Genomic DNA, 21,398 nt, shown 5'->3' with positions numbered 1-21,398 from the left:
TCCGGGCTATAACAGTGCCAAATCGGCATAGCTTAAGCAGAGGATTTTTTTGTGTTTCAGCTGAAATAGCGTTATCGATATGCAATATATGCACCGCACGAGGATCCATGGACACGAATCTTCTGGCCGATTTTCAGGCTCTGGCGCGCGTGCTGAATTTTTCGCGCGCCGCCGAGTTGCGACATATCACGCAGCCCGCCTTTGGCCGCCGCATCCGGGCGCTGGAGGAATGGTGCGGTTCGACATTGATCGACCGCAGCACACACCGGCTGAAACTGACCCCGGCAGGGAAGATCATGCTGGAGACCGCGGCAGATGTGATGCGTCGGCTGGAACGGGTTCAGCAGGAACTGGAACTGGTCCGCGCCGCGACGATAACGCTGACCTTTGCCGCGACGCATGCGCTTTCCTTCATCTTCTTTCCCCAGTGGGTACAGAAACTGGGGGCGGCGGCATCGACCATGCCGATCCGGTTACTGTCGGATAACATGAATGAATGCGAAAGGATCATGCTGTCGGGGCGTGCCCAGTTTCTGTTATGCCATCATCATCCCGACAGCCAGATCAATCTGCCGGTAACTGAGTTTCAGCATATCGGACTTGCGCAGGACCGCCTGATTCCCATTAGCGCAAAGGATCATGGCGGGCAGCCATTGCATCGCCTGCCGGGATCTGCCGCAGCACCCGTTCCCGCCATCATGTTCGAGCAGACATCGGGTATGGGGCGGATCCTGCAATCTAATCTCTTCAACCGGACAACCGAGTTGCATCTGACGCCGGTGTTCAGTTCTCATCTGGCGATGGTTCTCAAGGCGCTTGCCACGGATGGCAAGGGTGTGGCGTGGGTTCCTGAAAGTCTGGTCAGCTCGGATATCGGGCCGCAAGGACCGCTGACCCTGGCGGGCACAAAGGACTGGACAGCAGAGGTTCAAATATCCCTTTTCCGTCCGCGCATCCGCATGTCAGAGATGGCGGAAGAGTTCTGGGAACTGGCGTGCCGCGAAGCGCAAACTATCCCGGAAGTTGCAGCAAATCGGCTTGCGCCCGGATCCGATCGCGCAGAAAATCAATGAACAGGCGGACTTTTGCGGATAGATTCAGCCGCTCGGGGTAAACGGCCATCACATCCGCACGGGTAAAATATCGCGGCAGCACGACGACCAGACGCCCCGAGCGGACATGCGGGGCGATATCCCATTCGGAACGCAACATGATCCCATGCCCGTCCAGCGCCCATGAGACGGCTGTTTCTCCGTCATTGGTGGATAACCCGCCCATCACGCGCACAGTTTTGTCGCTACCGAAGCGCCAGACATCATAGGCCGCATGTTCCTGGCGCAGGACGATGCAAGAATGTCGCGTCAGATCCGCCAGCCGTTCCGGAGCGCCAAGCCGTTCAAGATAGGTGGGCGAGGCCACCAGCAGGCGGCGATTGCGCAGCAACAATCCCATCACCTGCCGCGTCGCTGTCGGCTCGCCAAAGCGGATCTGCAGGTCGAAGCCTTCTTCAATGATGTTCAGCGGCGCATCGGTCAGAACCAGTTGAACCTGCACATTCGGGTGCCCAAGGCAAAATGCCGATATCGCTGGCGCAATATGTTTGCGCCCGAACTGAAAGGTCGCATTGATCCGCAGCAGGCCCTGCGCTTCGCCCCGCGCGGATGCGATCGCTTCTTCGACGGTCGCAATTCTGTTGATGATATCGAATGAGGCAGCAAGATACGCCTCGCCCTCACTCGTCAGGCTCAACCGGCGTGTCGTGCGGTTCACCAGTCTGACGCCAAGACGGTCCTCGATCCGGGCCAGACGGCGGCTGACTGCCGATGCGGTCAACCCCAGTTCAAGCGCGGCTTCGGACAGGCTGTTCCGCTGCGCCAATACCGCGAAAAACTGGATGTCGGATTCTCCGGTCATATGCGCCTCATCTATTCACAAAATTCAATAATGAAATGAATATAAGGAAATTCTCAGCATTCATATCAGCAGTTATTCTGCCCGCCAAGGCAAGGAGAATCCAATGACCAGCAACCGCATGAAAATCGCCGTCATCCCGGGTGACGGCATCGGCAAGGAGGTGGTGCCCGAGGGCATCCGTGTTCTGGAAGCCGCCGCCAGACGCTATGGCCTGAGTTTCGATTTCGACGATTTCGATTTTTCCTCTTGCGACTATTACGCGAAACACGGCCAGATGATGCCCGATGACTGGAAAACCCGGATCGGCGGCCATGACGCGCTGTTCTTTGGTGCCGTCGGCTGGCCCGAGACCGTCCCCGACCATATCTCGTTATGGGGCTCGCTGATCCAGTTCCGGCGCGAATTCGATCAATATGTCAGCCTGCGCCCTGCCCGGCTGATGCCGGGGGTTTCCTCGCCATTGGCGGGGCGCGAACCGGGCGATATCGATATGATGATCGTGCGCGAGAATACCGAGGGCGAATATTCGTCGATCGGTGGCAGGATGTTCCCCGGAACCGAGCGCGAGGTGGTCATGCAGGAAACGGTCATGACGCGGACCGGCGTCGACCGCATCCTGCGCTATGCCTTTGAACTGGCGAAAAAGCGCAGCGGCAAGCTGACCTCGGCCACCAAGTCGAACGGCATCTCGATCACCATGCCCTATTGGGACGAGCGCGTGGCCGAGATGGCGGGAAACTATCCCGATATCAGTGTCGACAGATATCATATCGACATTCTGACCGCGCTTTTTGTGCTGCATCCGGATCGTTTCGATGTCGTCGTGGCCTCGAATCTGTTTGGCGACATTCTCTCGGATCTCGGCCCTGCCTGCACCGGAACCATCGGTATCGCGCCCTCGGCGAATATCAACCCCGAACATGCCTTCCCTTCGCTGTTCGAGCCGGTCCACGGATCTGCGCCCGATATCGCCGGGAAAGGCATCGCCAATCCGGTCGGGCAGATCTGGGCGGGCGCAATGATGCTGGATCATCTTGGCCATCCCGAAGCCGCCGCCGGAATCGTCGCCGCCATCGAGCGGGTGCTGTCCGAACCCGCGCTGCGCACGGGTGATCTGGGCGGAACATCCGATACGGTGTCCTGCGGAAAAGCCATCGCCGACGCGCTTGCCTGAGATACCGGTTCAGGTCGGGTTTATCGGAAAACCGGACCTTCGCCGCATGATATCCGGCCACCGGCCATTTGGGTCGTGATCTGCGCTCGGAATAAATCAAGGGAGTTTCCATGAGAGAATACAAGATCGCCGCCATTCCCGCCGATGGGATTGGCCCCGAAGTCATCGCAGCAGGGCTTCAGGCATTGGAGGCGCTTGCCCGGCGCGACGGCAATTTCAGCTTTGACGTAACCAGTTTCGACTGGGGGTCCGACCGTTACAAGAAAACCGGAGCATTGATGCCGGAAGATGGTGTCGAGCAGTTGAAAACCTTCGACGCCATATTCTTCGGTGCCGTCGGGGCGCCGGATGTGCCCGACCATATCACACTTTGGGGTCTGCGCCTGCCGATCTGTCAGGGTTTCGATCAATATGCCAATGTCCGCCCGACCAGAATTCTGCCCGGCATCCATTCGCCGCTGGAAAACATCGGCCCCGGCGATCTGGACTGGGTGATCGTGCGCGAGAACTCCGAGGGCGAATATGCGGGCAGTGGCGGCCGCGCTCATAAGGGATTACCCGAGGAAGTCGGCACCGAAGTCGCCATCTTCACCCGTGTCGGCGTCACCCGCATCATGCGCTACGCGTTCAGACTGGCGCAGTCCCGCCCGCGCAAATTTCTGACTGTGGTCACCAAATCCAACGCCCAACGCCATGGTATGGTGATGTGGGACGAGATCGCCGCCGAAGTATCGCAAGAGTTTCCGGATGTAAGCTGGGACAAGATGCTGGTTGATGCGATGACCGTACGCATGGTCAAGCAGCCGCAAAGCCTGGATACTATCGTCGCGACCAACCTGCATGCCGATATCCTTTCGGATCTGGCGGGCGCACTGGCGGGTAGTCTGGGCGTGGCGCCGACCGCAAATATCGATCCCGAGCGCCGCTACCCGTCGATGTTCGAACCGATCCACGGCTCTGCCTTCGACATTACGGGCAAAGGCATTGCCAATCCGGTCGCGACCTTCTGGACCGCCGCGCAGATGCTGGACCATCTGGGTGAGGTGGACGCCGCCAAACGCCTGATGATCGCGGTCGAGCAGGTCTGCGCCGATGGCGTGATGACACCGGATGTAGGCGGCACGGCCACCACCCGGCAGGTCACGGATGCGGTCTGCGAGGCGATCCGGGGCGCAAATCTGTAAGCGATACGCCGATCCGGCGAATGCCGGGGCGGAACAATCGGCGGCAGCTCAGATTTCGGGAATATTCTCGCGGAAGATCACCTGAAGGCGCGGAAGATAGAGGCTGCTCGTCACGTTGCGGACGGCATCGGTCAGCAGCCTGATCACCTCTCGCGCTTCGACCCGCGCATTCTGGTCGATTACCGCATCCATGGTGCGATCGATCAGCATGATACGCGTGGCATCGGTCAGGTCGTGGCCAATGAATACCGTCTTCCGGCTTGTCCGGGCCTCGTGCAACGCCTGTGCGACCCCCTGATTCCCTGATCCGACATTGTAGATCCCGGCAACCTGCCCCGAATTCAGGATCCGCTGCATCTCGTGATAGGCACGATCCCGATTGTCGCCGACTTCGGCATAGGTGGTGATCCGCAGATCGGGAAATTCGTCGGCAAGGATCGAACGGAAGCCCATCTCTCGCTCCTCGTGGCCGCGATAGGCGCGCAGCCCGACCAACAAGGCCACATCGCGCCGCGTGCCCGCGCCGATCAGCCGCCCCAGCAACAGCCCCGCCAGCCGCCCCGCGGCGCGGTTATCCACCCCGACATATCCGACCTTCTCGACCGAGGGCAGGTCCGACACCAGTGTCGCGATCTTGATACCGGTCCGGGCAAGTCTGTTCAGTTCCTCGCGCACTTCCGGACGGTCAGGAGCCACGACCCCGATAGCGTCTGTCTGGCCGTGCAGTTCCCGCAATTTCTGCGCAACACGGCCGCTGCTCCATTCCTCGACATCGTGGATGCAAATGGTCAGATCGGGCTTCCCTTCCGCCTCGCCGATCAGATGCGTTCGCAATTGTCGCATGAAACTGTTGCGGCCCGCCGGCAGGACAAAATCGATCCTGACGCCCGTTGCTGTGATATCGGTCTGCGGTCCGAAATAACCAAGATCGCGCGCAATACGCAAAACGATCTCACGCGTGCGGGGACGAACGCCTTCGCGGTCGTTCAGAACCCGGTCGACTGTCGCGGTCGAGACACCGACCTTGCGGGCTATTTCAGCGATGGTGGTGCGCATATGAACGGAAATCCTTGTTAATGCAGGTTGGCGGATTATCCTGCGTGATTCCATCAAATTATATCATTTATATTTATGATTTCGAACGCTATCCAAAAAATGATTTTAAATGATGCTTTATGATTGATTATGATGATTGTTTTTGTGCAGATCGACTGTCAGCTTCCCGGCAGCTCCGGGACCGGGAGGGTCCCGCATCAGGGAGGAAAGGATGACTGCATCGGATCTGCAACCGGATCCCGAAATACGCTGCCGCGATTTCAGGATCGGTGCCATTGGCGCCGGGATGATCATGGCGGAATGTCATCTGAAGGCCTATCAGCTTGCAGGTTTCCCGGTTGCGGCCATCGCTTCGCGCAGCCGGTCACGGGCGGAACATCTGGCGAAGCGCTATGACATCCCGGTAACCCACGATACGCCCGAAGCACTGATCGAGGATCCGCAGATCCAGATCGTCGACATCGCTTATCCGCCGCATCTGCAACCCGCCCTGATTCGCCTTGCCCTCCGGCAGCCGCATGTGAAGGGGATATTGGCGCAGAAGCCTTTGGCCCTGTCACTCGATGAGGCGCGCGCATTACGTGACGAGGCCAGGGCGGCAGGCAAGATTCTGTCGGTCAACCAGAACATGCGCTACGATCAGTCGATCCGGTCACTGAAACAGCTTCTGGACCGCGGCAGCCTTGGCGAGCCGGTCTTCGCGCAGATCGACATGCATGCGATTCCGCACTGGCAGGGTTTCCTTCAGGATTACGACCGGCTGACCTTGGCGAATATGAGCGTGCATCATCTGGATGCCTTGCGGTTCCTGTTCGGCGAACCCACCGAGGTGACGACGATCACCCGCACCGATCCCCGCACCGAATTCGCGCATGAAGACGGTATCGTCGTGACCACGCTGCGCTTCCCTTCGGGGCTTCTGGCGCTCTCGCTTGAGGATGTCTGGTCGGGACCGCGTGCCCAGAATTATGATGACGACCAGCAGATCACCTGGCGGGTCGAGGGGACGAAGGGCGTTGCCAAGGGCTCGATCGGCTGGCCGACCGGCGTTCCTTCGACCCTGTCCTATGCCTCGCAGGTGGAAACCGGCGGGCAATGGGTCAGTCCGGAATGGGACACGATGTGGTTCCCGCATGCGTTCATCGGCGTGATGGAGCAATTGCAATGGGCGATCCACAGCAGCACCGCCCCTGCCCTTTCCGTGGCCGACAATGTTCGCACGATGGCACTGATCGAGGCCGCCTATCGCTCGATCGCGCAGGGACGCAGCATCGATTTCGACATCTCACAAGACTGAACCGGGAGGAGAACAGCACAATGATGCAAACCGGCATCTTCACAGGGTATTTCCCCTATGACCTGAAAACCACAGCGCAGAAGATTCGCGCGCTTGATTTCAACACGGTGCAGCTTGATCTGCATTTCACCGATATCGACGTCTCCGACGGGCAGGTCACGCCGGATAAATGCCGCACTATCCGCGACACGTTCCGGGATCATCACCTGCCGGTAAGCTGCATCTCGGCCTATACCAATATCGTTCATCCCGACGCGGCCGCGCGCAAGACGCGGCTGGACCGGCTGAAAGAAGTTCTGGCCCATGCACAATATCTGGGTTCACCCTATGTCATCTCGGAAACCGGTACTTTCGCAACCGACAGCGACTGGGTCCACCATCCGAAGAACAAGACCGAGGAAGGCTGGGACGATTGCCGCGCCGTCATCACCGACCTTGCGCAATTCGCCTGGGATCATGGCGCGGTCTTTCTGCTGGAAACCTACGTAAACAACGTCATCGGATCGGTCGAGGAAACCTTGCGCATATTCGCCGAGGTCGACCATCCCGGTCTGGGCCTGTTGATGGATCCGACCAATTATTTCGAAGCCCATAATATCGACCAGATGGATCAGACACTGAATCGGGTCTTTGACGCGCTGTCCGACAAGATCCTGATCGGCCATGCCAAGGATGTGAAACGGTCAGGCGACGACAAATCCGAGAAACATTCGGATATCGGCGACAGCTCGGCCGCCGAAAGCCACACTTTCCGCGGCGTGGGCGAGATCGAGCTGCCCGCACCGGGTCTGGGCGAGTTGAACTATGACCTTTACCTGAAGCGTCTGGCGCAAAAGCATCCCAATATCCCGATGATCATTGAACATCTGGACGAGGCGGATGTGCCCCGCGCCAAGGCTTTCCTTGACGCCAGGCTGCGCGAAAACGGCTGCTGAAACCGACAGGCAGGGCGCCCGCGCCGCCCGGCCGCAACGGTGCGTGAAACGGATCAGGACAGAGAATGGTTGAACTATACGGAAAGACATTCACCCGCCGCGAAATCGAGGCCCGCAGCGGTGGTCTGAGCCATGCCGCAGGCGTGCGGCTGACGAAATTGCAGAACGGGCTGGAACGCGGCAACCGGCTGCTGGAATTCCGCACCGGCTCGGGCCTTCGCTTCACGGTGCTGGTCGATCGCTGCATGGATATCGCCGATTGCGATCATAATGGCCGCGCGATCGGCTGGCACTCGCCTGCAGGCTTCCGCCACCCATCGCTGGCCGAATACGAAGGCGAAGGCGGTCTTGGCTGGATGCGCAATTTTTCCGGCCTGATGGTCACATGCGGCCTGGACCATATCCTGTTCATGAACGAAGTCTCCACTGACAGCTACATATACGGTCCCCGCAGAACCGCCTCGCATTCGTTGCACGGGCGCGCGGGCGCGATCCCCGCGCATCTGACCGGATATGGCGAAAGATGGGAGGGCGACCGCTGCTTCCTCTGGGCCGAGGGCGTCGTCACCCAGGCCGCTGTCTTCGGCGAGCATCTGGAACTACATCGCCGCATCGAGGTCGAGGTCGGTCGCGATGAAATTCATCTGTCCGACCGGGTGGTGAATCGCGGCTTTTACCGCACGCCGCACATGTATTGCTACCACATCAACATCGGTCATCCGGTACTGGAGGAAGACGCGCGTTATCTGGCACCCATCGCGGAAACCGTCTGGGCGGCACATGCCGACAGTTATCGCGATCAGGGCACAGGCTATCGCCGCCTGCCCGCGCCGCAGCGGGATTTCCATGAGCAGGTCTGGCAGCACGAGTTGGTCGCGGACGGTAAGGGCGAAGTGCCGGTGGCGCTGGTCAATGACCGGCTGGGGCTGGGCTTCATGGTCGTTACCCACAAGGACCAGTTCCCCTGCCAGTATCAATGGCAGAACCTTCAGGCGGGGCAATATGCAATGGGAATCGAACCGTCGTCGCATCACGTCCTGGGCAATCTGGCCGCGCGGGAACGGGATGAGATGATCTGGTTGGAGCACGGCGACGAACGCAGCTATGACAGCCGTTTCGTGATCCTGCCCGATCAGGATGCGGTCGTCCGGGCCGAGGCGCGCATCCGCGCGATTCATGGTCAGCCGGACGAGGACTATCCTGCCCCCAGCGGGAATTTTCGAAAACTGGAGGGGCGGGCATGAGCGGGCTAAAGGGGCGGCGTATCCTTTATACCGGGGCTTCGGGCGGGCTGGGCCACAAGACCACGCTGGAGTTGCTGAACGCCGGGGCCGAGGTCTATGCGCTGGACCGCGACCACAGCAAGAACGAAGCATTGCTTGCCGATACCCCGGCGCCCTTGCAATCGCAGCTTCATCTGATCGAGGCCGATCTGGCCGATCAACCCGGTCTGCAAGCCCTGCTCGCCCAACTGACGGTAGACCGGGCACTGGACGCGGTGATCAATAACGCCGCCATCTATCCGTCGAAAGCTTTCGAGGAATACAGCCTCGCGGAACATACTCAGATCCATGCGATCAATGTTGAGGCGGCACTGATCTGCACGCTTGCGGCGCTGCCCGGGATGCGGAAGCAAGGCTGGGGCCGGATAATCAACATCACCTCTATCACCCTGTCGGGCGAGTGGGAAAACCTTGCGCCCTATATTCAGTCAAAAGGCGCATTGCTGGGGCTGACCCGGGCCTGGGCACGGGAATTCGGAAAATGGGGCATCACCGTGAATGCCATTGCTCCCGGCGCGTTCCCCACCGATGCCGAGAAGATCCATCCCGACCCGGAAGGCTACAGCGCCATGGTGCTTGACCGTCAAGCGATCAAACGGCGCGGTCACGCCGGAGACATCGCCGCTGCCATCCGCTTCTTCCTGTCCGAGGAAGCGGGCTTCATCACCGGACAAAGCCTTGCCGTCAATGGTGGCTGGACGATGCAATAAGGAGTCTCCCACTTATGGGTATTTCCAGTGAAATCACTCTCCTAAATCGTTCGTTCTCGATGACCGGACCTTTTGCCGCGCAGCGTCCGGGCAATCCGGGAGCGGATGTCATCAAGATCGAGGCGCTGGTGACAGAGGGCGCGGTTGGCAGGGGCGAAGCATGACCTGCCGGCCCCATGATACGCCTGAAATCCCCCCGCGTCCCTCTTCGATCAAAAGGCAGCGGGATGCCAGGAATTTCAATAGGCGGCGCGAGTCTGCAAAACCTGATGCAGGGCGATTCTGGAGAATGCTGAAATGACTTTCGACCTTAAAACCCTGCTACGCCAGCGTGAAATATCGGTGCTGCTCATGCTGCTTGCCGTGGCGATCTATCTTGCTTTCGCCACGGACTACTTTCTGTCGCAGCGCAACCTGATGAATGTCGGCAGGCAAGCTTCGGTCGTCGCCATCGTCGCCCTTGGGCAGGCGCTGGTCATCATCGCGCGGGGGATAGATCTCTCGGTCGGCTCGGTGATTGGATTGTCGGCGGTTTGCTCGGCTCTGGTGATGCAAGCGACCGGATCCGATGCTCTGGCCCTGACGGCAGGACTGGCGGCCGGTCTGGGGGCCGGCCTGCTGAACGGGGCGATGGTAACGCGGCTTCACATCAATCCTTTCATTGCCACGCTGGGTATGCTGTCCGTGGCCCGCGGCATCGCCCTGCTGCTGACCGGCGGCATTCCGGTACCTTATTCGGGCTGGGCCGAATGGCTGGGCGCGGGCCGCGTCTCGGGCATTCCGGTTTCGGTGGTGATGATGTTCGCCCTGGTGGTCATCGTCCATATCGCCGCATCGCGTTCCGTGACCGGCCGCGAGGTTTATGCGGTCGGCGACAATCCCAAGGCTGCCCGGCTCGCCGGAATAGATATCGCCCGGACACGGATGGTCGTTTTCGCTTTTTCGGGCCTTCTGGCCGGACTGGGCGGGATCATTCTCGCCGGCAACCTTGCCAGCGCCGATCCCAATCTGGGCATGGGCTACGAACTGGATGTGATTGCCGCGGTGATTCTTGGCGGAACCGCCCTGAGCGGCGGGAGGGGCTCGATCATCGGGGTCCTGATCGGCGCAATGCTGATGGCGTTGCTGAACAACGCTTTCGTTCTGCTAAGCATTTCAGCCTATTGGCAGGTGGTGACAAAGGGACTGATCATCATCCTGGCCGTGGGTATCGACGGGCTGCGACGCGGCGCCGAGACAGATGACTGAATGATATCAGGGAGGAAATCCGAAATGTTAACGAAATTCATGGCGCGCGCGGTCCTGGCCTGTTCGCTTGCGGCCGGCTTGCCGCTTGCCTCGGCAGCTCTGGCGCAGGACATCCCCGAAGGTGGTACGATCACTGCGGTAAAGGCGGCTGATACGGAAAAGCGCATCGCATTCCTGTCATTCCAGAACAATCCGTTCTGGACCCCGGTGACCGAAGGCGCGCATGCGGCCAATACTTATCTGGAGCAATTCAACGGCACGGTCGATTTCATCGATCTGGGTGACGAATTGGCCGCCGAAGCGGTCGTCGCCGGAATCGAGGCGGCGCTGGTGCAACAATATGACGGTATCGTGGTCGTTCCGATCTTCGATGGTACCGCCCGGATCATCAACGAAGCCGTGGATGAAGGCGTGCCGGTGATCTCGATCATCGCCGAAGGTGCACAGCCGTCGAAGCGCATGACCTTCATCGGTCAGGACGGACATGCCGCCGGACAGCAGATCGGCGCTTTTCTGGCCGAGAAAATGGAGGGCGACGGCAAGCTGGGAGTCATTACCGGCTATTTCGGCGCGACACAGCATCAGGCGCGAATGGATGGCGCGTTGGATTATCTGAAGGAGCACGCCCCGGATATCGAGATCGTCGGCCCGTTCGAGAATCGTGACAAGGCCGTTGCGGCCTATAGTCTGGTCCAGGACATGACGACCGCCCATCCCGATCTCGAGATGGTCTATGTCACGGCGGGCGGGCCTTATGGCGCGGCCAAGGCGGTGCGCGATCTGGATCTTGTCGGCAAGATCGGCGTGGTGGGATTTGACCATACGCCCGAGAATATTGCGTATCTGAAAACCGGCGAGATGGTGGGCTTGCTGGATCAGGCACCGTTCCAGCAAGCTTTCGACGGCGCGGTGATGATGTTCAACCATCTGGTCGATGGTACCGTTCCGGATGCCGATGTCGTCTCGGTCGAGGGGAACCTGCTTACCCCCGATCAGGTCGAGTAAAGGGGTCGGCATGGTGGCTGGCATATCCATGGCCGCAAGCAATCCGTCCGCTCCGCTGCTGAGGCTGGAAGAGATCGGAAAAAGCTTCGGCGCGACAAAGGTACTGGAAGCCGTGACGCTCTCTGTCGCCCCCGGCGAGGTGATCGGGCTTCTGGGCGAGAACGGTGCCGGCAAATCGACGATGATGAATATCGTCGCCGGCGCGCTGGAACCATCGGCAGGGCGTGTCGTCTTTGCCGATGCCCCGCGTCGCTTTGCCTCGATTTCCGAGGGGATCGAGGCAGGCATTGCCTTTGTCCATCAGGAGTTATCGGTGGTCGGATCACTGAGCGTCGCCGAGAACCTGTTTCTGGGCCGCATGCCCAGAAACCGTCTGGGCCTGGTCGATTTCGCCGCGATGCGGTCCGCCTCCAAAGCAATGCTGGCGGCGGTCGGTGCCAGCGACATCGATCCGGGCCGGCTGGCGGGATCATTGCGCACCGGAGAGCAGCAACTGGTCGAAATTGCCCGCGCAGCCGCACGGAATCCGCGGCTTCTCATTCTTGATGAGCCGACCTCCTCACTGACACCGCATGAAGTCTCGACCTTCCTTGATTATGTGCGAAAGGCGCGGCTTGCGGGCATCTCGATCATCTTCATCACCCATCGCCTGGAAGAGGCGATGATGATCTGCGATCGTCTGCTGGTCCTGCGCAACGGTGCAATCGTCTCGGACCGCCGCCCGGCCGGCACGACCAAAGAACAGATCATCGCGGACATGACAGGCAAGGCCAGCCTGTTCGCCTATAGTCCCCGGACCAACCCGTCGGACAAGGTTGCGCTGCGGGTCCGGAACCTGGCCGATCGTGACCACGTTTCGGGGATCAGCCTCGATATCCGGCAAGGAGAGATCTTCGGATTGTTCGGCCTTGTCGGTGCCGGGCGGACCGAGCTTCTGGAGATCATCGTCGGGGCAAGAACCATGTCTCGCGGCAATATGGAACTATTCGGCCGGAACCATGCGCCCCGCACACCGGCGCAGGCGCTGCAAGCCGGTGTCGCCCTTGTGCCAGAGGGGCGCAAGACCGCCGGGATCCTTCCGCAGCATTCCGTGCGCCGCAACGCATCCGCCTCGTCCCTGCGAAAATCCGGGGGCGGCGTCATGGTCTCGCCGCGCGGCGAAGCGGAACGAACCGCCGCCGAGTTGAAGGCACTGGCCGTCCGCATGAGGGATGACAGGCAGCCGATCACCACCTTGTCGGGCGGGAATCAGCAAAAGGTGGTCTTTGCCCGCGCCTTGCTGTCCGGGTCGCGCCTTCTGCTGCTTGACGAACCTACGCATGGTGTTGATATCGGCGCGAAATCAGAAATTTACGAGATCATCCGCCGGGCTGCTGAAAACGGCCTTACCGTGATCGTGGCGTCATCGGAACTGCCAGAGATCATCGCCCTTTGCGACCGTGTCGCAGTTCTGTCGAAAGGACGGCTGGCCGATATCGTTGAACGTGACGACATGCAGGAAGCGCATCTGCTTCGGCTCGCCTTCAGCGAATACGAAAAACAGCAATGACCAGGAGCCGTGCATAACGGCTTTGGGCAGGCTAAAGAAGAGTGATCCGAGATTTTCCACCTGATCTGCCGCAACTCCCGCGCAGTTTCTTCCTGCGCGGAATCTTGCACTCCCGACGCCGCTCCGATCCATAGCGACATGGCCAGCGAGCCTCTGCGTGATATCTTTACTGACGCAAATCCTCGGGCAGCAGCGCCTCGGGGAAATTCTGATAGCTGACCGGGCGCAGGAAACGACGGATCGCCAAAGTGCCGACCGAGGTCGCTCCGAAATTGGTCGATGCCGGATATGGCCCGCCATGAACCATGGAATCCACGACCTCGACCCCGGTCGGAAAGCCGTTAACCAGAATCCGTCCGGCCTTGCGTTCCAGAACGGGCCGCAGCTTCTGCGCATGGGGCAGATCTCCCTCATCCATGTGCAGGGTCATGGTCAACTGGCCCTCGAAACCCTTAGCGAGTGTCACCATTTCATCGACCGATGCCACCCGGACGATCAGGCCAAGCGGGCCAAACACCTCTTCGCCCAAGGCGCGGTCCTGCAAATAGGCTTCGGCGGTGGTTTCATAAAGATTCGGGTTGGCCTCGCGTCCCGGGGATTCGGTCACATGGACCGGCTTCACCGAATTGCGGGACTCGAAACGCTCTTTGCCGTCGCGATAGGCCGCCGCAATGCCTTCGGTCAGCATCGGCTGAGGGCCGGTCTTCTCCAGACCTGCTTTTGCCGCGGCAATGAAACGGTCAGTTTCCGGACCATCTATGGTCACGGCGATGCCGGGATTGGTGCAAAACTGACCAGCACCCATGGTCAGCGATCCCGCCCAGCCGCTGCCGATATCCTCGGCCCGCGCTGCCATAGCTTCCGGCATCAGGAACATCGGGTTGACCGAGCCAAGCTCGCCAAAGAACGGGATTGGCTCGGGCCGTTGTGCGCAAAGATCGAACAATGCGCGCCCGCCCGCAAGCGAGCCGGTGAAACCCACCGCCTTGATCAGGGGATGCTGGACCAAAGCCTGTCCCACGTCGCGCTTGCCGCCCTGAACAAGACTGAAGACACCCTTCGGCATCCCGGTCCTGTCAATGGCGGCAAGGATCGCCTCGGCGACAATCTCTCCGGTGCCGGGATGGGCGGAATGGCCCTTGACCACAACCGGGCAGCCCGCGGCCAAGGCGGCAGCGGTATCACCGCCCGCGGTCGAGAAAGCCAACGGGAAATTCGAGGCACCGAAGACCGCGACCGGCCCGATGGGACGCTCCACCAGCCGGATTTCGGGGCGCGGCGCAGGCTGCCGGTCGGGCAAGGCGGGATCCATACGGCGATCCAGATACTCGCCCTTGCGGATATGTTCGGCGAATAGCCGAAGCTGACCTGTCGTGCGACCGCGTTCGCCCTGAAGCCGCGCTTCGGGCAGGCCGGTCTCCTGCGTGCCGATTTCGGTAATGGCCTCCGCGCGCGCCTCGATCTCATCGGCGATGGCGTCAAGGAACGCCGCGCGTTCTACCCGCGAACTATAGCCATAGGTCCAGAAGGCATCCTCGGCCGCCTGTGCCGCGCGATCCACCAGATCGACGGTCCCGATACTGAATTCATGCGCCGGACCATGGGCGGGTTCGGATTTGAAACGCTGATCGGTCGCGATCCATTCACCTGCGATCAGATGCTTGCCGTGGGGGGTGAAGGTCATGATGCGTCATCCTTTGTCGGTGAAGGGTCGATATGAGTGAAGATTACATAGCGGCGAGGAAACCGCCATCGACATATAGGGTCTGGCCCGTCACGAAATCCGACGCGCGCGAGGCAAGAAACACTGCGACGCCGTCCAGATCCCGAACCTCACCCCATCGTCCGGCGGGCGTCCGGTGCCGCGCCCATGCCTCGAAATCGGGTTGCGCCCGCGTCGCGGCAGTCATCTCGGTGACGATATGCCCGGGCCCGATCGCATTGACCTGGATCCCATAGGGCGCCCATTCGACAGCCATCGCGCGGGTCAGCATCCGAAGCCCCCCTTTGGCCGCCGTATAAGGGCCGACATCGGGGCGCGCGACCTCCGCAGTCAGCGAGGTGATATTAACGATCTTACCGCGCCCTCGCTGCCGCATCCCCGGCACCACGTGGCGGGATACCAGGAATGCTCCGGTCAAATTGATGTCGACAATGCGGCGCCAGTCAACCGGATCCATATCCAGCATGGGCTGGCGAAGTTGCGATCCGGCATTATTGACCAGAATACTGATCATGTGCCCCATATCCGGCAATTCGCCGAACCCTTTCGCAACCGAGGTTTCATCGGCGATATCGAAACAGGCGCAACCCGCGATCCGGTCCGGCGCAAATTGCCCCGCTGCAATTTCCAGTTTCTCGCGGTCGCGCCCATGCAGCAGAACCCGTGCCCCCGCCTGCGCCAGAGCATGGGCGATACCCAGACCGATCCCGCTGCCCGAACCGGTCACCAGCGCCAATTCGCCGGTCAGATCAAAATCCGTGGCCATCAGATCGCGTCGTGAAGTCCGCGCCGGACAAGGCTGCGCATCAACTGCCGCAGCCCGAAATTCCAGGGCGGACAGCGGTCGGAGGTTTCGACGGTGTTGACCAGACAACCCAGCATAGGCGCGGAAATCTCGACCAGATCGCCGCGATGATGCGTGAAGCCCTGCCCTGCACCATCGCGATCCTTGACCGGCGCGAACATCGTGCCGGTAAGCAGAACGATCCCGTCGGGATATTGGTGGTTCGCCCCCATCGCCTGCCCGACCAGATCGGTCACATCGCGGCTGATCTGCGCCATCGACGACGATCCGTCCATCACGAAGCCGTCCCTGCCCTCGACACGCATCTCGACTTCGGTCCGGCGCAGGTCGTCCAGCCCGAAGCTGTCATCGAACAATCGCATGAAGGGGCCGATGGAGCAGCTGGCATTGTTATCCTTGGCTTTCGACAGCAACAGCGCCGACCGCCCCTCGAAATCGCGAAGATTGACGTCGTTACCCAATGTGGCCCCCACAATGCGGGCATCGGGCGAAACCGCAAGAACCACCTCCGGTTCGGGGTTATTCCAGACCGATTGCGGGTGTATGCCGACATGAGCGCCGAACCCGACGGAGGCGAACACGGTGGTCTTTGTGAATATCTCGGCATCCGGTCCGATGCCGACTTCCAGATACTGGCTCCACATCCCCTTTTCGACCAGCACCCGCTTCATCTCGGCCGCCTGTTCAGAGCCGGGGCGCAGCGCGGCCAGATCGTCACCCACGATCTGGCGCACCCGGGCGCGAATATCGGCCGCATCGGCAGCGTTGCCCCGCGCCCGCTCCTCGATGACACGTTCGAGCATCGAGACCACAAAGGTCACGCCCGCAGCCTTGACCGCCTGCAGATCCAGAGGCGGCAGCAGGTAGGGCCGGTCGCCGCCCGCTGCGTCGGGGCGCGAATGCTCCAGCACCTCGGCAAGCGAGGCGATCCGCTCGCCCGCAACCGCATTCAGTGCCGCCGCCGGATCAGGCAGGGCGTAAAGATGGCTGGTGGTGGGAAAATGCGCCGTGACGTCATGCAGCCCGGTTTCCCGCACCGCGACCAGCGAAGGTCCCTGATGGCGGGGATCCCATATCCGCGCCAGCAGCGTTCCGCGATAACCGTCCTGCGGTAGAACTTGTTCAGGAGTCATCATATCGGGCCTCATTTCCGTTGAAAGACCGGAACGCGCTTCTCGGCAAAGGCGCGGCGGCCCTCCTGCGCATCCGCCGTGGCGAAACAAATGGTCTGCAGATCACGCTCGTATTCGATCGCCTTTTCAAGCGGCATCGTATGCGCGGCACGCAGGTTCAGCTTGGCCGTCTCGGCCGCGATCGGCGCGCGCGATGCAATGATCGACGCCAGTTCATGCGCGCGCGACAACAGATCCTGCCCTGCCACGATTTCAGAGATCAGGCCCCAGGCCAGACCGCGCTCAGCCTCGATAGGTTCCCCGGTGAGAAGCATCAGTGCCGCATTGGACATGCCGGCGGAATGACAGAGAAAGGCGGCCATTCCACCTCCTCCGATCCATCCCAGCCTGATTTCCGGCGATGCAAGCTTTGCATGGGGCGAGGCGATGCGGATATCGCAGCTCATCGCCATTTCCAGACCTCCACCAAAGGCATAGCCGTTGATCGCCGCGATAGTCGGCTTCAGCAGCTTGCGGATCGCATCGCAGTAATCAGGCCGGTTGCGGAAATTCCACGGCGTGTCGTAGCCGTCCAACTCCCGGATATCCGAGCCTGCACAGAAGGATTTCTCGCCCGCGCCGGTCAGAACCACGCAACGGATTGTCTCGCTCGCGTTGCATTCGGCCACCGCATCCAGCAGGGCATCGGCCATCTCGGGCGTCATTGCATTCAGTTTGGCGGGCCGGTTCAGCGTGATCTGCGCCACATGACCGCTGATCTCGAAAAGAATGTTCTCACTCATGTCGTCCTCATGCTCAAAGCGTCGCACTGGGCCTGCCGGCCTGCGGGCGGTGATTGCGGTAAAGCCGGTTCAGATGATCAAGCAGTTCGCGTTGGGGGCGACGAGTCGCGAAACCCTCGCGCAACAGGGCCGACGCGGCGGTCTGAAAGGCGATATATCCGTCAAAGCGTGGCCGCACCCAAGCCACTTCCAGCGTGGCTTCGGTATCGAGATAGAAATTGCCCCAGCGTGCGTTTACCGTTTTGTCCGCCCAGGCCCGGCGCAGGCTTGGCTGGCCGTCATGCGCGGGGATGAAATCGCATTGCGCGGTTTCGGACATCAGCCATAGCAGATGCCGGACCAGCGCGTCCGAGATCTCGGTGCGGCGGCTCACCGCAAGCCCGGTCCCACCAAGAGTCGAGCCGATCCCCCCCGGCCCCGCAGGTGCATCGGCAAACGTGATCGGACGATGCCCCGGATCGTCCGGCGCGGCGTAATTCACATAGCCGTAGATCAACGGGCAATAGGCCACCTCGTCGCTGGTCGCCATCAGCTGCAGAATGCCGATCGGATTCAGGTTCAGAACAGCAGCCGGTGTCTGCGCATAAAGCCCGGCAAGGACGTCCAGCGCATCCAGCCCCGGCTCAGTGCCGATATAGGCGTCATCCAGCCCCGGAGATGCGCCCAGCGCCACGCAGACAGACCCAAAACTCAACAAGGCATGTGGGCCAGCTGCCGACATGGCAACCATTCCCGATTTCGATAGGTCCAGCACTTCTGGCCAGGTCGTCGGCACGGCTGTGTCCAGCAGATCACGACGCAATGCAGCAACCTGCGTCGCGGCATCCAGCGGCAGCGCCCATAACCTGCCCTCGTAGTGATACGACTGAAGCGAAGGCCCGATCACCGCGTTGGAAATTTTTTCCAATGCGTCGGCAGGCAGGACCGCGTCGATCGGCATCAGGCAGTCCTGCGCGAAGGCTTCGCCGATATGCGGATGATCCAGCACGACCAGATCATAACGCTCACATAAATCCGCGATGGGCGCGCTTTCGAATCCTTCCAGGGGCTGCTTGTCCCAATCGATGGCCAGATCGTCAAGTTCCGACAACCGCGCCGCGGCGGCGGCCAGCGCGTTATAACCGCGCGGATGATCCCAGGTCAGGCCCTTGTAGTGACGCTTCATTGGCTATCCCCCAGATGGATCGCACCCGATGCGGAAAGCGACTGAATCCGGGCGTCGTCATAGCCAAGGGCGCGCAATACCTCTGCGCTGTGCTGTCCGACCAGCGGCGTCGGGCGGTTAATGGCCGGCGGCGTTTTCGAGAATTTATAGGGAAAGCCCGGCGTACGCACCCGGCCCTCGGTCGGATGATCATATTCGACAATCGTCCCGTTATGCCGAATCTGTGCGTCATTTTCGAGATCGGCATAGCTATAGACGGGACCGCACCAGATATCCGCCGCCCGGAACAGCTCAAGCCAGTCCGACGATGATCTTTGCAACAGCTTCTCGCGCGTCAGGGCAAAGATTTCGTCGCGCCGTGCCCAGCTGTCGGTCTCGTCATCCATGTTCAGGAATGCCGGTTCACCGATAACCTCGCCAAGCGTCTTCAAGGGGGGAAAGGCAAGCGTAATGTAACCATCCGAAGTCGCAAAGGCACCATAAGGCGCACGGATATAGACATGGGCATGAGGTTCGGACGAACGTTCCTGCGGTTTGCCGGTCTGAAGATAGACTGACAATTCCTGCATCTGAAGCGTGGTAATCGCATCAAGCATGTTCACCTCGACCTTCTGGCCCTCTCCTGTCCGTTCGCGGTGGAGAAGCGCGGCAAGAACGCCCTCGAAGGCAGTGGAGGCGGCAACGGCATCGACCAGGAACTGGCCCGCCGCGGTCGGCGCCTCATCCGCGCGTCCGGCAGACAGCATCGCCCCCGACAAGCCCTGCAGGATCAGATCCTGACCGGGATGGTTCACATAAGGCCCGTCCTCGCCATAACCCGACATCGAAACATAGACGAGCCGGGGATTCAGCTTCGACAGGGTTTCGTAATCCACCCCAAGCCTGTCCGCGACCCCGGGACGGTAATTCTGGATGAAGACATCGGCGGTCTTCACCAGATCCAATAGAAGCGCCTTGCCCTCGGCATCCTTCAGATTGACCGCAAGCGAGCGCTTGTTGCGGTTCAGTGACAGGAACGAGACGTTGATCTTGTTCCCGCGCGCACCGCCGGCGGATACATGGCGCTGCCATTCGCCGCTGATGGGTTCGATCTTGATGACATCCGCCCCCAGATCGCCCAGACGCTGGGCCGCGAATGGGCCCGCCATGGCGATGGAGCAGTCAAGAACGCGGTAACCGGACAAGATATTTTTGGTCAATTCGGAATTCCCTGATCGATCGGAGGATGGAAATCCGGCAGGTGCCGGACGACAGGAGTCAGTCGATGCGCAGCCCGCTGTCGATGTCGAAATACGAGGCCTGGGCGATATCGAGCATCAGCCCGACCCGATCGCCTGCCGCAATGTCGCTGTAACCGCTCTGGCTGGCCATGATCTCGGATTGCCCATCCTCATCATGACCGACGCGTAAATTCCCGGGATCGAAGGCCAGCAGCGATTCCGCCCCCGCATGTTCGACCAGCGTCACCCGCGCCGGCAACGCATCCGCCGCATCGGCGGCGGTCAACGAGATCGCATCGGGGCGGATACCCAGCCAGACCTTGCGATCATCACCGCGCGGCGCGGTTTCCGGTAGCCGCAGAAGCCGGTCCCCGATGCGGAGACTATTGCCCTGAAACTGCGCCTCGATCAGATTCATGGGCGGTGTCCCGATGAACCGGGCGACATAGGTATTCGCCGGACGTTCATATATCTCGCGCGGCGTTCCAAATTGCTGGATGTCACCGCCGCGCAGCAGCGCGATCCTGGTGCCCATCGTCATGGCCTCTACCTGATCATGGGTCACATAGACGAAGGTGCCACCAAGGCGGTGATGCAGGCGGCCTATCTCGGCCCGCATGGCGGTACGCAGCTTCGCGTCCAGGTTAGACAGCGGTTCGTCCATCAGAAAGGCCGCAGGCTGCCGCACCATCGCCCGGCCAAGCGCGACCCGCTGGCGCTGGCCGCCCGACAGGGTGCGCGGATGCTTGTCCAGAACCTGCGTCAGGCCAAGAGTTTGGGCGGTTATCGCGACCAGTTCGCGAATGTCGGGTCTGGCTTCGATCCGTCGCTTGGCCAGATAACCGACAAGCGGGATATGGAACCACCATTTATGTTCACGCATGATCAGCGGGAAGGTGATATTCCGCCGGACCGTCATATGCGGATAAAGAGCATAGGACTGAAATACGAAAGCCATGTCACGGTCACTGGGCGGTAAATGCTCGACCTGTCTGCCGTTCAGGTGGATCTCGCCCGAAGTCACCTCTTCCAGCCCCGCGATCATCCGCAGCAGGGTCGACTTGCCGCAGCCCGACGGTCCAAGAAGGACAAGAAAATCGTCATCCCCCACATCCAGAGAGATGTCTCGGATGACCGTAAGATCTCCGAATTTCTTTTTGATATTCTGAAACCTGAGAGCCATGATCAGTGCCTGTTTGACAAATTTCCGGAACG

At 60.7% G+C, this 21,398-nt stretch carries 20 protein-coding genes; 11 read left to right on the top strand and 9 right to left on the bottom strand.

All coding sequences use genetic code 11. From position 1 onward, the window contains the following. Positions 1-107 precede the first annotated feature (107 nt). A complete protein-coding gene (locus Q0601_RS12735) occupies positions 108-1,073 on the top strand; it encodes a LysR family transcriptional regulator (RefSeq protein WP_305290219.1) in 966 nt (321 codons plus the stop codon). Here the strand turns inward: Q0601_RS12735 and Q0601_RS12730 are convergent. Further along, positions 1,012-1,914: a LysR family transcriptional regulator gene (locus Q0601_RS12730; protein WP_305290218.1), complete on the bottom strand. Its 903-nt coding sequence runs from the start codon at positions 1,912-1,914 to the stop codon at positions 1,012-1,014. The genes Q0601_RS12735 and Q0601_RS12730 overlap by 62 nt on opposite strands. A gap of 103 nt (positions 1,915-2,017) precedes the next feature. Between Q0601_RS12730 and Q0601_RS12725 the strand changes: the two genes are divergently transcribed. Both Q0601_RS12725 and Q0601_RS12720 read left to right on the top strand, forming a co-directional pair. After that, positions 2,018-3,088: a tartrate dehydrogenase gene (locus tag Q0601_RS12725; RefSeq protein ID WP_305290217.1), complete on the top strand. Its 1,071-nt coding sequence runs from the start codon at positions 2,018-2,020 to the stop codon at positions 3,086-3,088. A 110-nt stretch (positions 3,089-3,198) separates the two neighbouring features. Then, a complete protein-coding gene (locus Q0601_RS12720; RefSeq protein ID WP_305290216.1) occupies positions 3,199-4,272 on the top strand; it encodes a tartrate dehydrogenase in 1,074 nt (357 codons plus the stop codon). Between the two features lie 48 nt (positions 4,273-4,320). Here Q0601_RS12720 and Q0601_RS12715 read toward each other — a convergent pair whose 3' ends face one another. Further along, a complete protein-coding gene (locus tag Q0601_RS12715; RefSeq protein WP_305290215.1) occupies positions 4,321-5,328 on the bottom strand; it encodes a LacI family DNA-binding transcriptional regulator in 1,008 nt (335 codons plus the stop codon). 211 nt (positions 5,329-5,539) lie between these two features. Here Q0601_RS12715 and Q0601_RS12710 point away from each other — a divergent pair, with 211 nt between their 5' ends. From Q0601_RS12710 to Q0601_RS12675, 8 genes are all read left to right on the top strand, one after another. Then, positions 5,540-6,625 carry a Gfo/Idh/MocA family protein gene (locus Q0601_RS12710; protein WP_305290214.1) on the top strand — a complete coding sequence of 362 codons (1,086 nt, stop codon included), beginning with the start codon at positions 5,540-5,542 and terminating at the stop codon, positions 6,623-6,625. Between the two features lie 20 nt (positions 6,626-6,645). Beyond that, complete coding sequence (locus tag Q0601_RS12705) at positions 6,646-7,560, top strand: sugar phosphate isomerase/epimerase family protein (protein WP_305290213.1); 915 nt, start codon at positions 6,646-6,648, stop codon at positions 7,558-7,560. 65 nt (positions 7,561-7,625) lie between these two features. Continuing rightward, positions 7,626-8,804, top strand: coding sequence for an aldose 1-epimerase family protein (locus Q0601_RS12700; RefSeq protein WP_305290212.1), 1,179 nt, complete (start codon positions 7,626-7,628; stop codon positions 8,802-8,804). Beyond that, on the top strand, positions 8,801-9,553 hold the full coding sequence (locus Q0601_RS12695) for an SDR family NAD(P)-dependent oxidoreductase (RefSeq protein ID WP_305290211.1): 753 nt from the start codon (positions 8,801-8,803) through the stop codon (positions 9,551-9,553). Before Q0601_RS12700 ends, Q0601_RS12695 begins: the two co-directional genes overlap by 4 nt. Positions 9,554-9,567: 14 nt before the next feature. Further along, positions 9,568-9,717 carry a hypothetical protein gene (locus Q0601_RS12690; RefSeq protein ID WP_305290210.1) on the top strand — a complete coding sequence of 50 codons (150 nt, stop codon included), beginning with the start codon at positions 9,568-9,570 and terminating at the stop codon, positions 9,715-9,717. 133 nt (positions 9,718-9,850) lie between these two features. Beyond that, positions 9,851-10,801, top strand: coding sequence for an ABC transporter permease (locus tag Q0601_RS12685; protein WP_305290209.1), 951 nt, complete (start codon positions 9,851-9,853; stop codon positions 10,799-10,801). Between the two features lie 24 nt (positions 10,802-10,825). Continuing rightward, on the top strand, positions 10,826-11,806 hold the full coding sequence (locus Q0601_RS12680; RefSeq protein WP_305290208.1) for a sugar ABC transporter substrate-binding protein: 981 nt from the start codon (positions 10,826-10,828) through the stop codon (positions 11,804-11,806). Positions 11,807-11,816: 10 nt separating this feature from the next. Continuing rightward, positions 11,817-13,355 (top strand): sugar ABC transporter ATP-binding protein, encoded by a 1,539-nt coding sequence (locus Q0601_RS12675; protein ID WP_305290207.1) that lies wholly within the window; start codon positions 11,817-11,819, stop codon positions 13,353-13,355. A 166-nt stretch (positions 13,356-13,521) separates the two neighbouring features. Here the strand turns inward: Q0601_RS12675 and Q0601_RS12670 are convergent, their stop codons facing one another. Genes Q0601_RS12670 through Q0601_RS12640 form a run of 7 tightly spaced genes read right to left on the bottom strand, consistent with a single transcriptional unit; the run spans position 13,522 to position 21,366 of the window. Beyond that, entirely contained in the window at positions 13,522-15,039 is a 1,518-nt protein-coding gene (locus Q0601_RS12670) for an aldehyde dehydrogenase (NADP(+)) (RefSeq protein ID WP_305290206.1), read from the bottom strand. A gap of 43 nt (positions 15,040-15,082) precedes the next feature. Then, positions 15,083-15,844, bottom strand: coding sequence for an SDR family oxidoreductase (locus Q0601_RS12665; protein ID WP_305290205.1), 762 nt, complete (start codon positions 15,842-15,844; stop codon positions 15,083-15,085). Continuing rightward, positions 15,844-17,016 (bottom strand): fumarylacetoacetate hydrolase family protein, encoded by a 1,173-nt coding sequence (locus tag Q0601_RS12660; protein ID WP_305290204.1) that lies wholly within the window; start codon positions 17,014-17,016, stop codon positions 15,844-15,846. Before Q0601_RS12660 ends, Q0601_RS12665 begins: the two co-directional genes overlap by 1 nt. Before the next feature lie 11 nt (positions 17,017-17,027). Next, entirely contained in the window at positions 17,028-17,798 is a 771-nt protein-coding gene (locus Q0601_RS12655; RefSeq protein ID WP_305290203.1) for an enoyl-CoA hydratase/isomerase family protein, read from the bottom strand. A 13-nt stretch (positions 17,799-17,811) separates the two neighbouring features. Beyond that, positions 17,812-18,963, bottom strand: a complete 1,152-nt coding sequence (locus Q0601_RS12650; protein ID WP_305290202.1) for an extracellular solute-binding protein — start codon at positions 18,961-18,963, stop codon at positions 17,812-17,814. Continuing rightward, a complete protein-coding gene (locus Q0601_RS12645) occupies positions 18,960-20,162 on the bottom strand; it encodes a CaiB/BaiF CoA transferase family protein (protein ID WP_305290201.1) in 1,203 nt (400 codons plus the stop codon). Before Q0601_RS12645 ends, Q0601_RS12650 begins: the two co-directional genes overlap by 4 nt. Before the next feature lie 58 nt (positions 20,163-20,220). Continuing rightward, positions 20,221-21,366, bottom strand: coding sequence for an ABC transporter ATP-binding protein (locus Q0601_RS12640; RefSeq protein WP_305290200.1), 1,146 nt, complete (start codon positions 21,364-21,366; stop codon positions 20,221-20,223). Positions 21,367-21,398 lie beyond the last annotated feature (32 nt).

This window comes from Paracoccus wurundjeri, from assembly GCF_030678915.1.
GTDB lineage: Bacteria > Pseudomonadota > Alphaproteobacteria > Rhodobacterales > Rhodobacteraceae > Paracoccus > Paracoccus onubensis_A.
The sequence above is the reverse complement of the archived record's forward strand: the minus strand, read 5'-3'. Positions and strand labels throughout refer to the sequence as shown.

Coding starts and splice junctions, on each gene's coding strand:
- Q0601_RS12735 (WP_305290219.1), top strand. CDS start 108: ATGGACACGAATCTTCTGGCCGATTTTCAGGCTCTGGCGCGCGTGCTG.
- Q0601_RS12730 (WP_305290218.1), bottom strand. CDS start 1,914: ATGACCGGAGAATCCGACATCCAGTTTTTCGCGGTATTGGCGCAGCGG.
- Q0601_RS12725 (WP_305290217.1), top strand. CDS start 2,018: ATGACCAGCAACCGCATGAAAATCGCCGTCATCCCGGGTGACGGCATC.
- Q0601_RS12720 (WP_305290216.1), top strand. CDS start 3,199: ATGAGAGAATACAAGATCGCCGCCATTCCCGCCGATGGGATTGGCCCC.
- Q0601_RS12715 (WP_305290215.1), bottom strand. CDS start 5,328: ATGCGCACCACCATCGCTGAAATAGCCCGCAAGGTCGGTGTCTCGACC.
- Q0601_RS12710 (WP_305290214.1), top strand. CDS start 5,540: ATGACTGCATCGGATCTGCAACCGGATCCCGAAATACGCTGCCGCGAT.
- Q0601_RS12705 (WP_305290213.1), top strand. CDS start 6,646: ATGATGCAAACCGGCATCTTCACAGGGTATTTCCCCTATGACCTGAAA.
- Q0601_RS12700 (WP_305290212.1), top strand. CDS start 7,626: ATGGTTGAACTATACGGAAAGACATTCACCCGCCGCGAAATCGAGGCC.
- Q0601_RS12695 (WP_305290211.1), top strand. CDS start 8,801: ATGAGCGGGCTAAAGGGGCGGCGTATCCTTTATACCGGGGCTTCGGGC.
- Q0601_RS12690 (WP_305290210.1), top strand. CDS start 9,568: ATGGGTATTTCCAGTGAAATCACTCTCCTAAATCGTTCGTTCTCGATG.
- Q0601_RS12685 (WP_305290209.1), top strand. CDS start 9,851: ATGACTTTCGACCTTAAAACCCTGCTACGCCAGCGTGAAATATCGGTG.
- Q0601_RS12680 (WP_305290208.1), top strand. CDS start 10,826: ATGTTAACGAAATTCATGGCGCGCGCGGTCCTGGCCTGTTCGCTTGCG.
- Q0601_RS12675 (WP_305290207.1), top strand. CDS start 11,817: ATGGTGGCTGGCATATCCATGGCCGCAAGCAATCCGTCCGCTCCGCTG.
- Q0601_RS12670 (WP_305290206.1), bottom strand. CDS start 15,039: ATGACCTTCACCCCCCACGGCAAGCATCTGATCGCAGGTGAATGGATC.
- Q0601_RS12665 (WP_305290205.1), bottom strand. CDS start 15,844: ATGGCCACGGATTTTGATCTGACCGGCGAATTGGCGCTGGTGACCGGT.
- Q0601_RS12660 (WP_305290204.1), bottom strand. CDS start 17,016: ATGACTCCTGAACAAGTTCTACCGCAGGACGGTTATCGCGGAACGCTG.
- Q0601_RS12655 (WP_305290203.1), bottom strand. CDS start 17,798: ATGAGTGAGAACATTCTTTTCGAGATCAGCGGTCATGTGGCGCAGATC.
- Q0601_RS12650 (WP_305290202.1), bottom strand. CDS start 18,963: ATGAAGCGTCACTACAAGGGCCTGACCTGGGATCATCCGCGCGGTTAT.
- Q0601_RS12640 (WP_305290200.1), bottom strand. CDS start 21,366: ATGGCTCTCAGGTTTCAGAATATCAAAAAGAAATTCGGAGATCTTACG.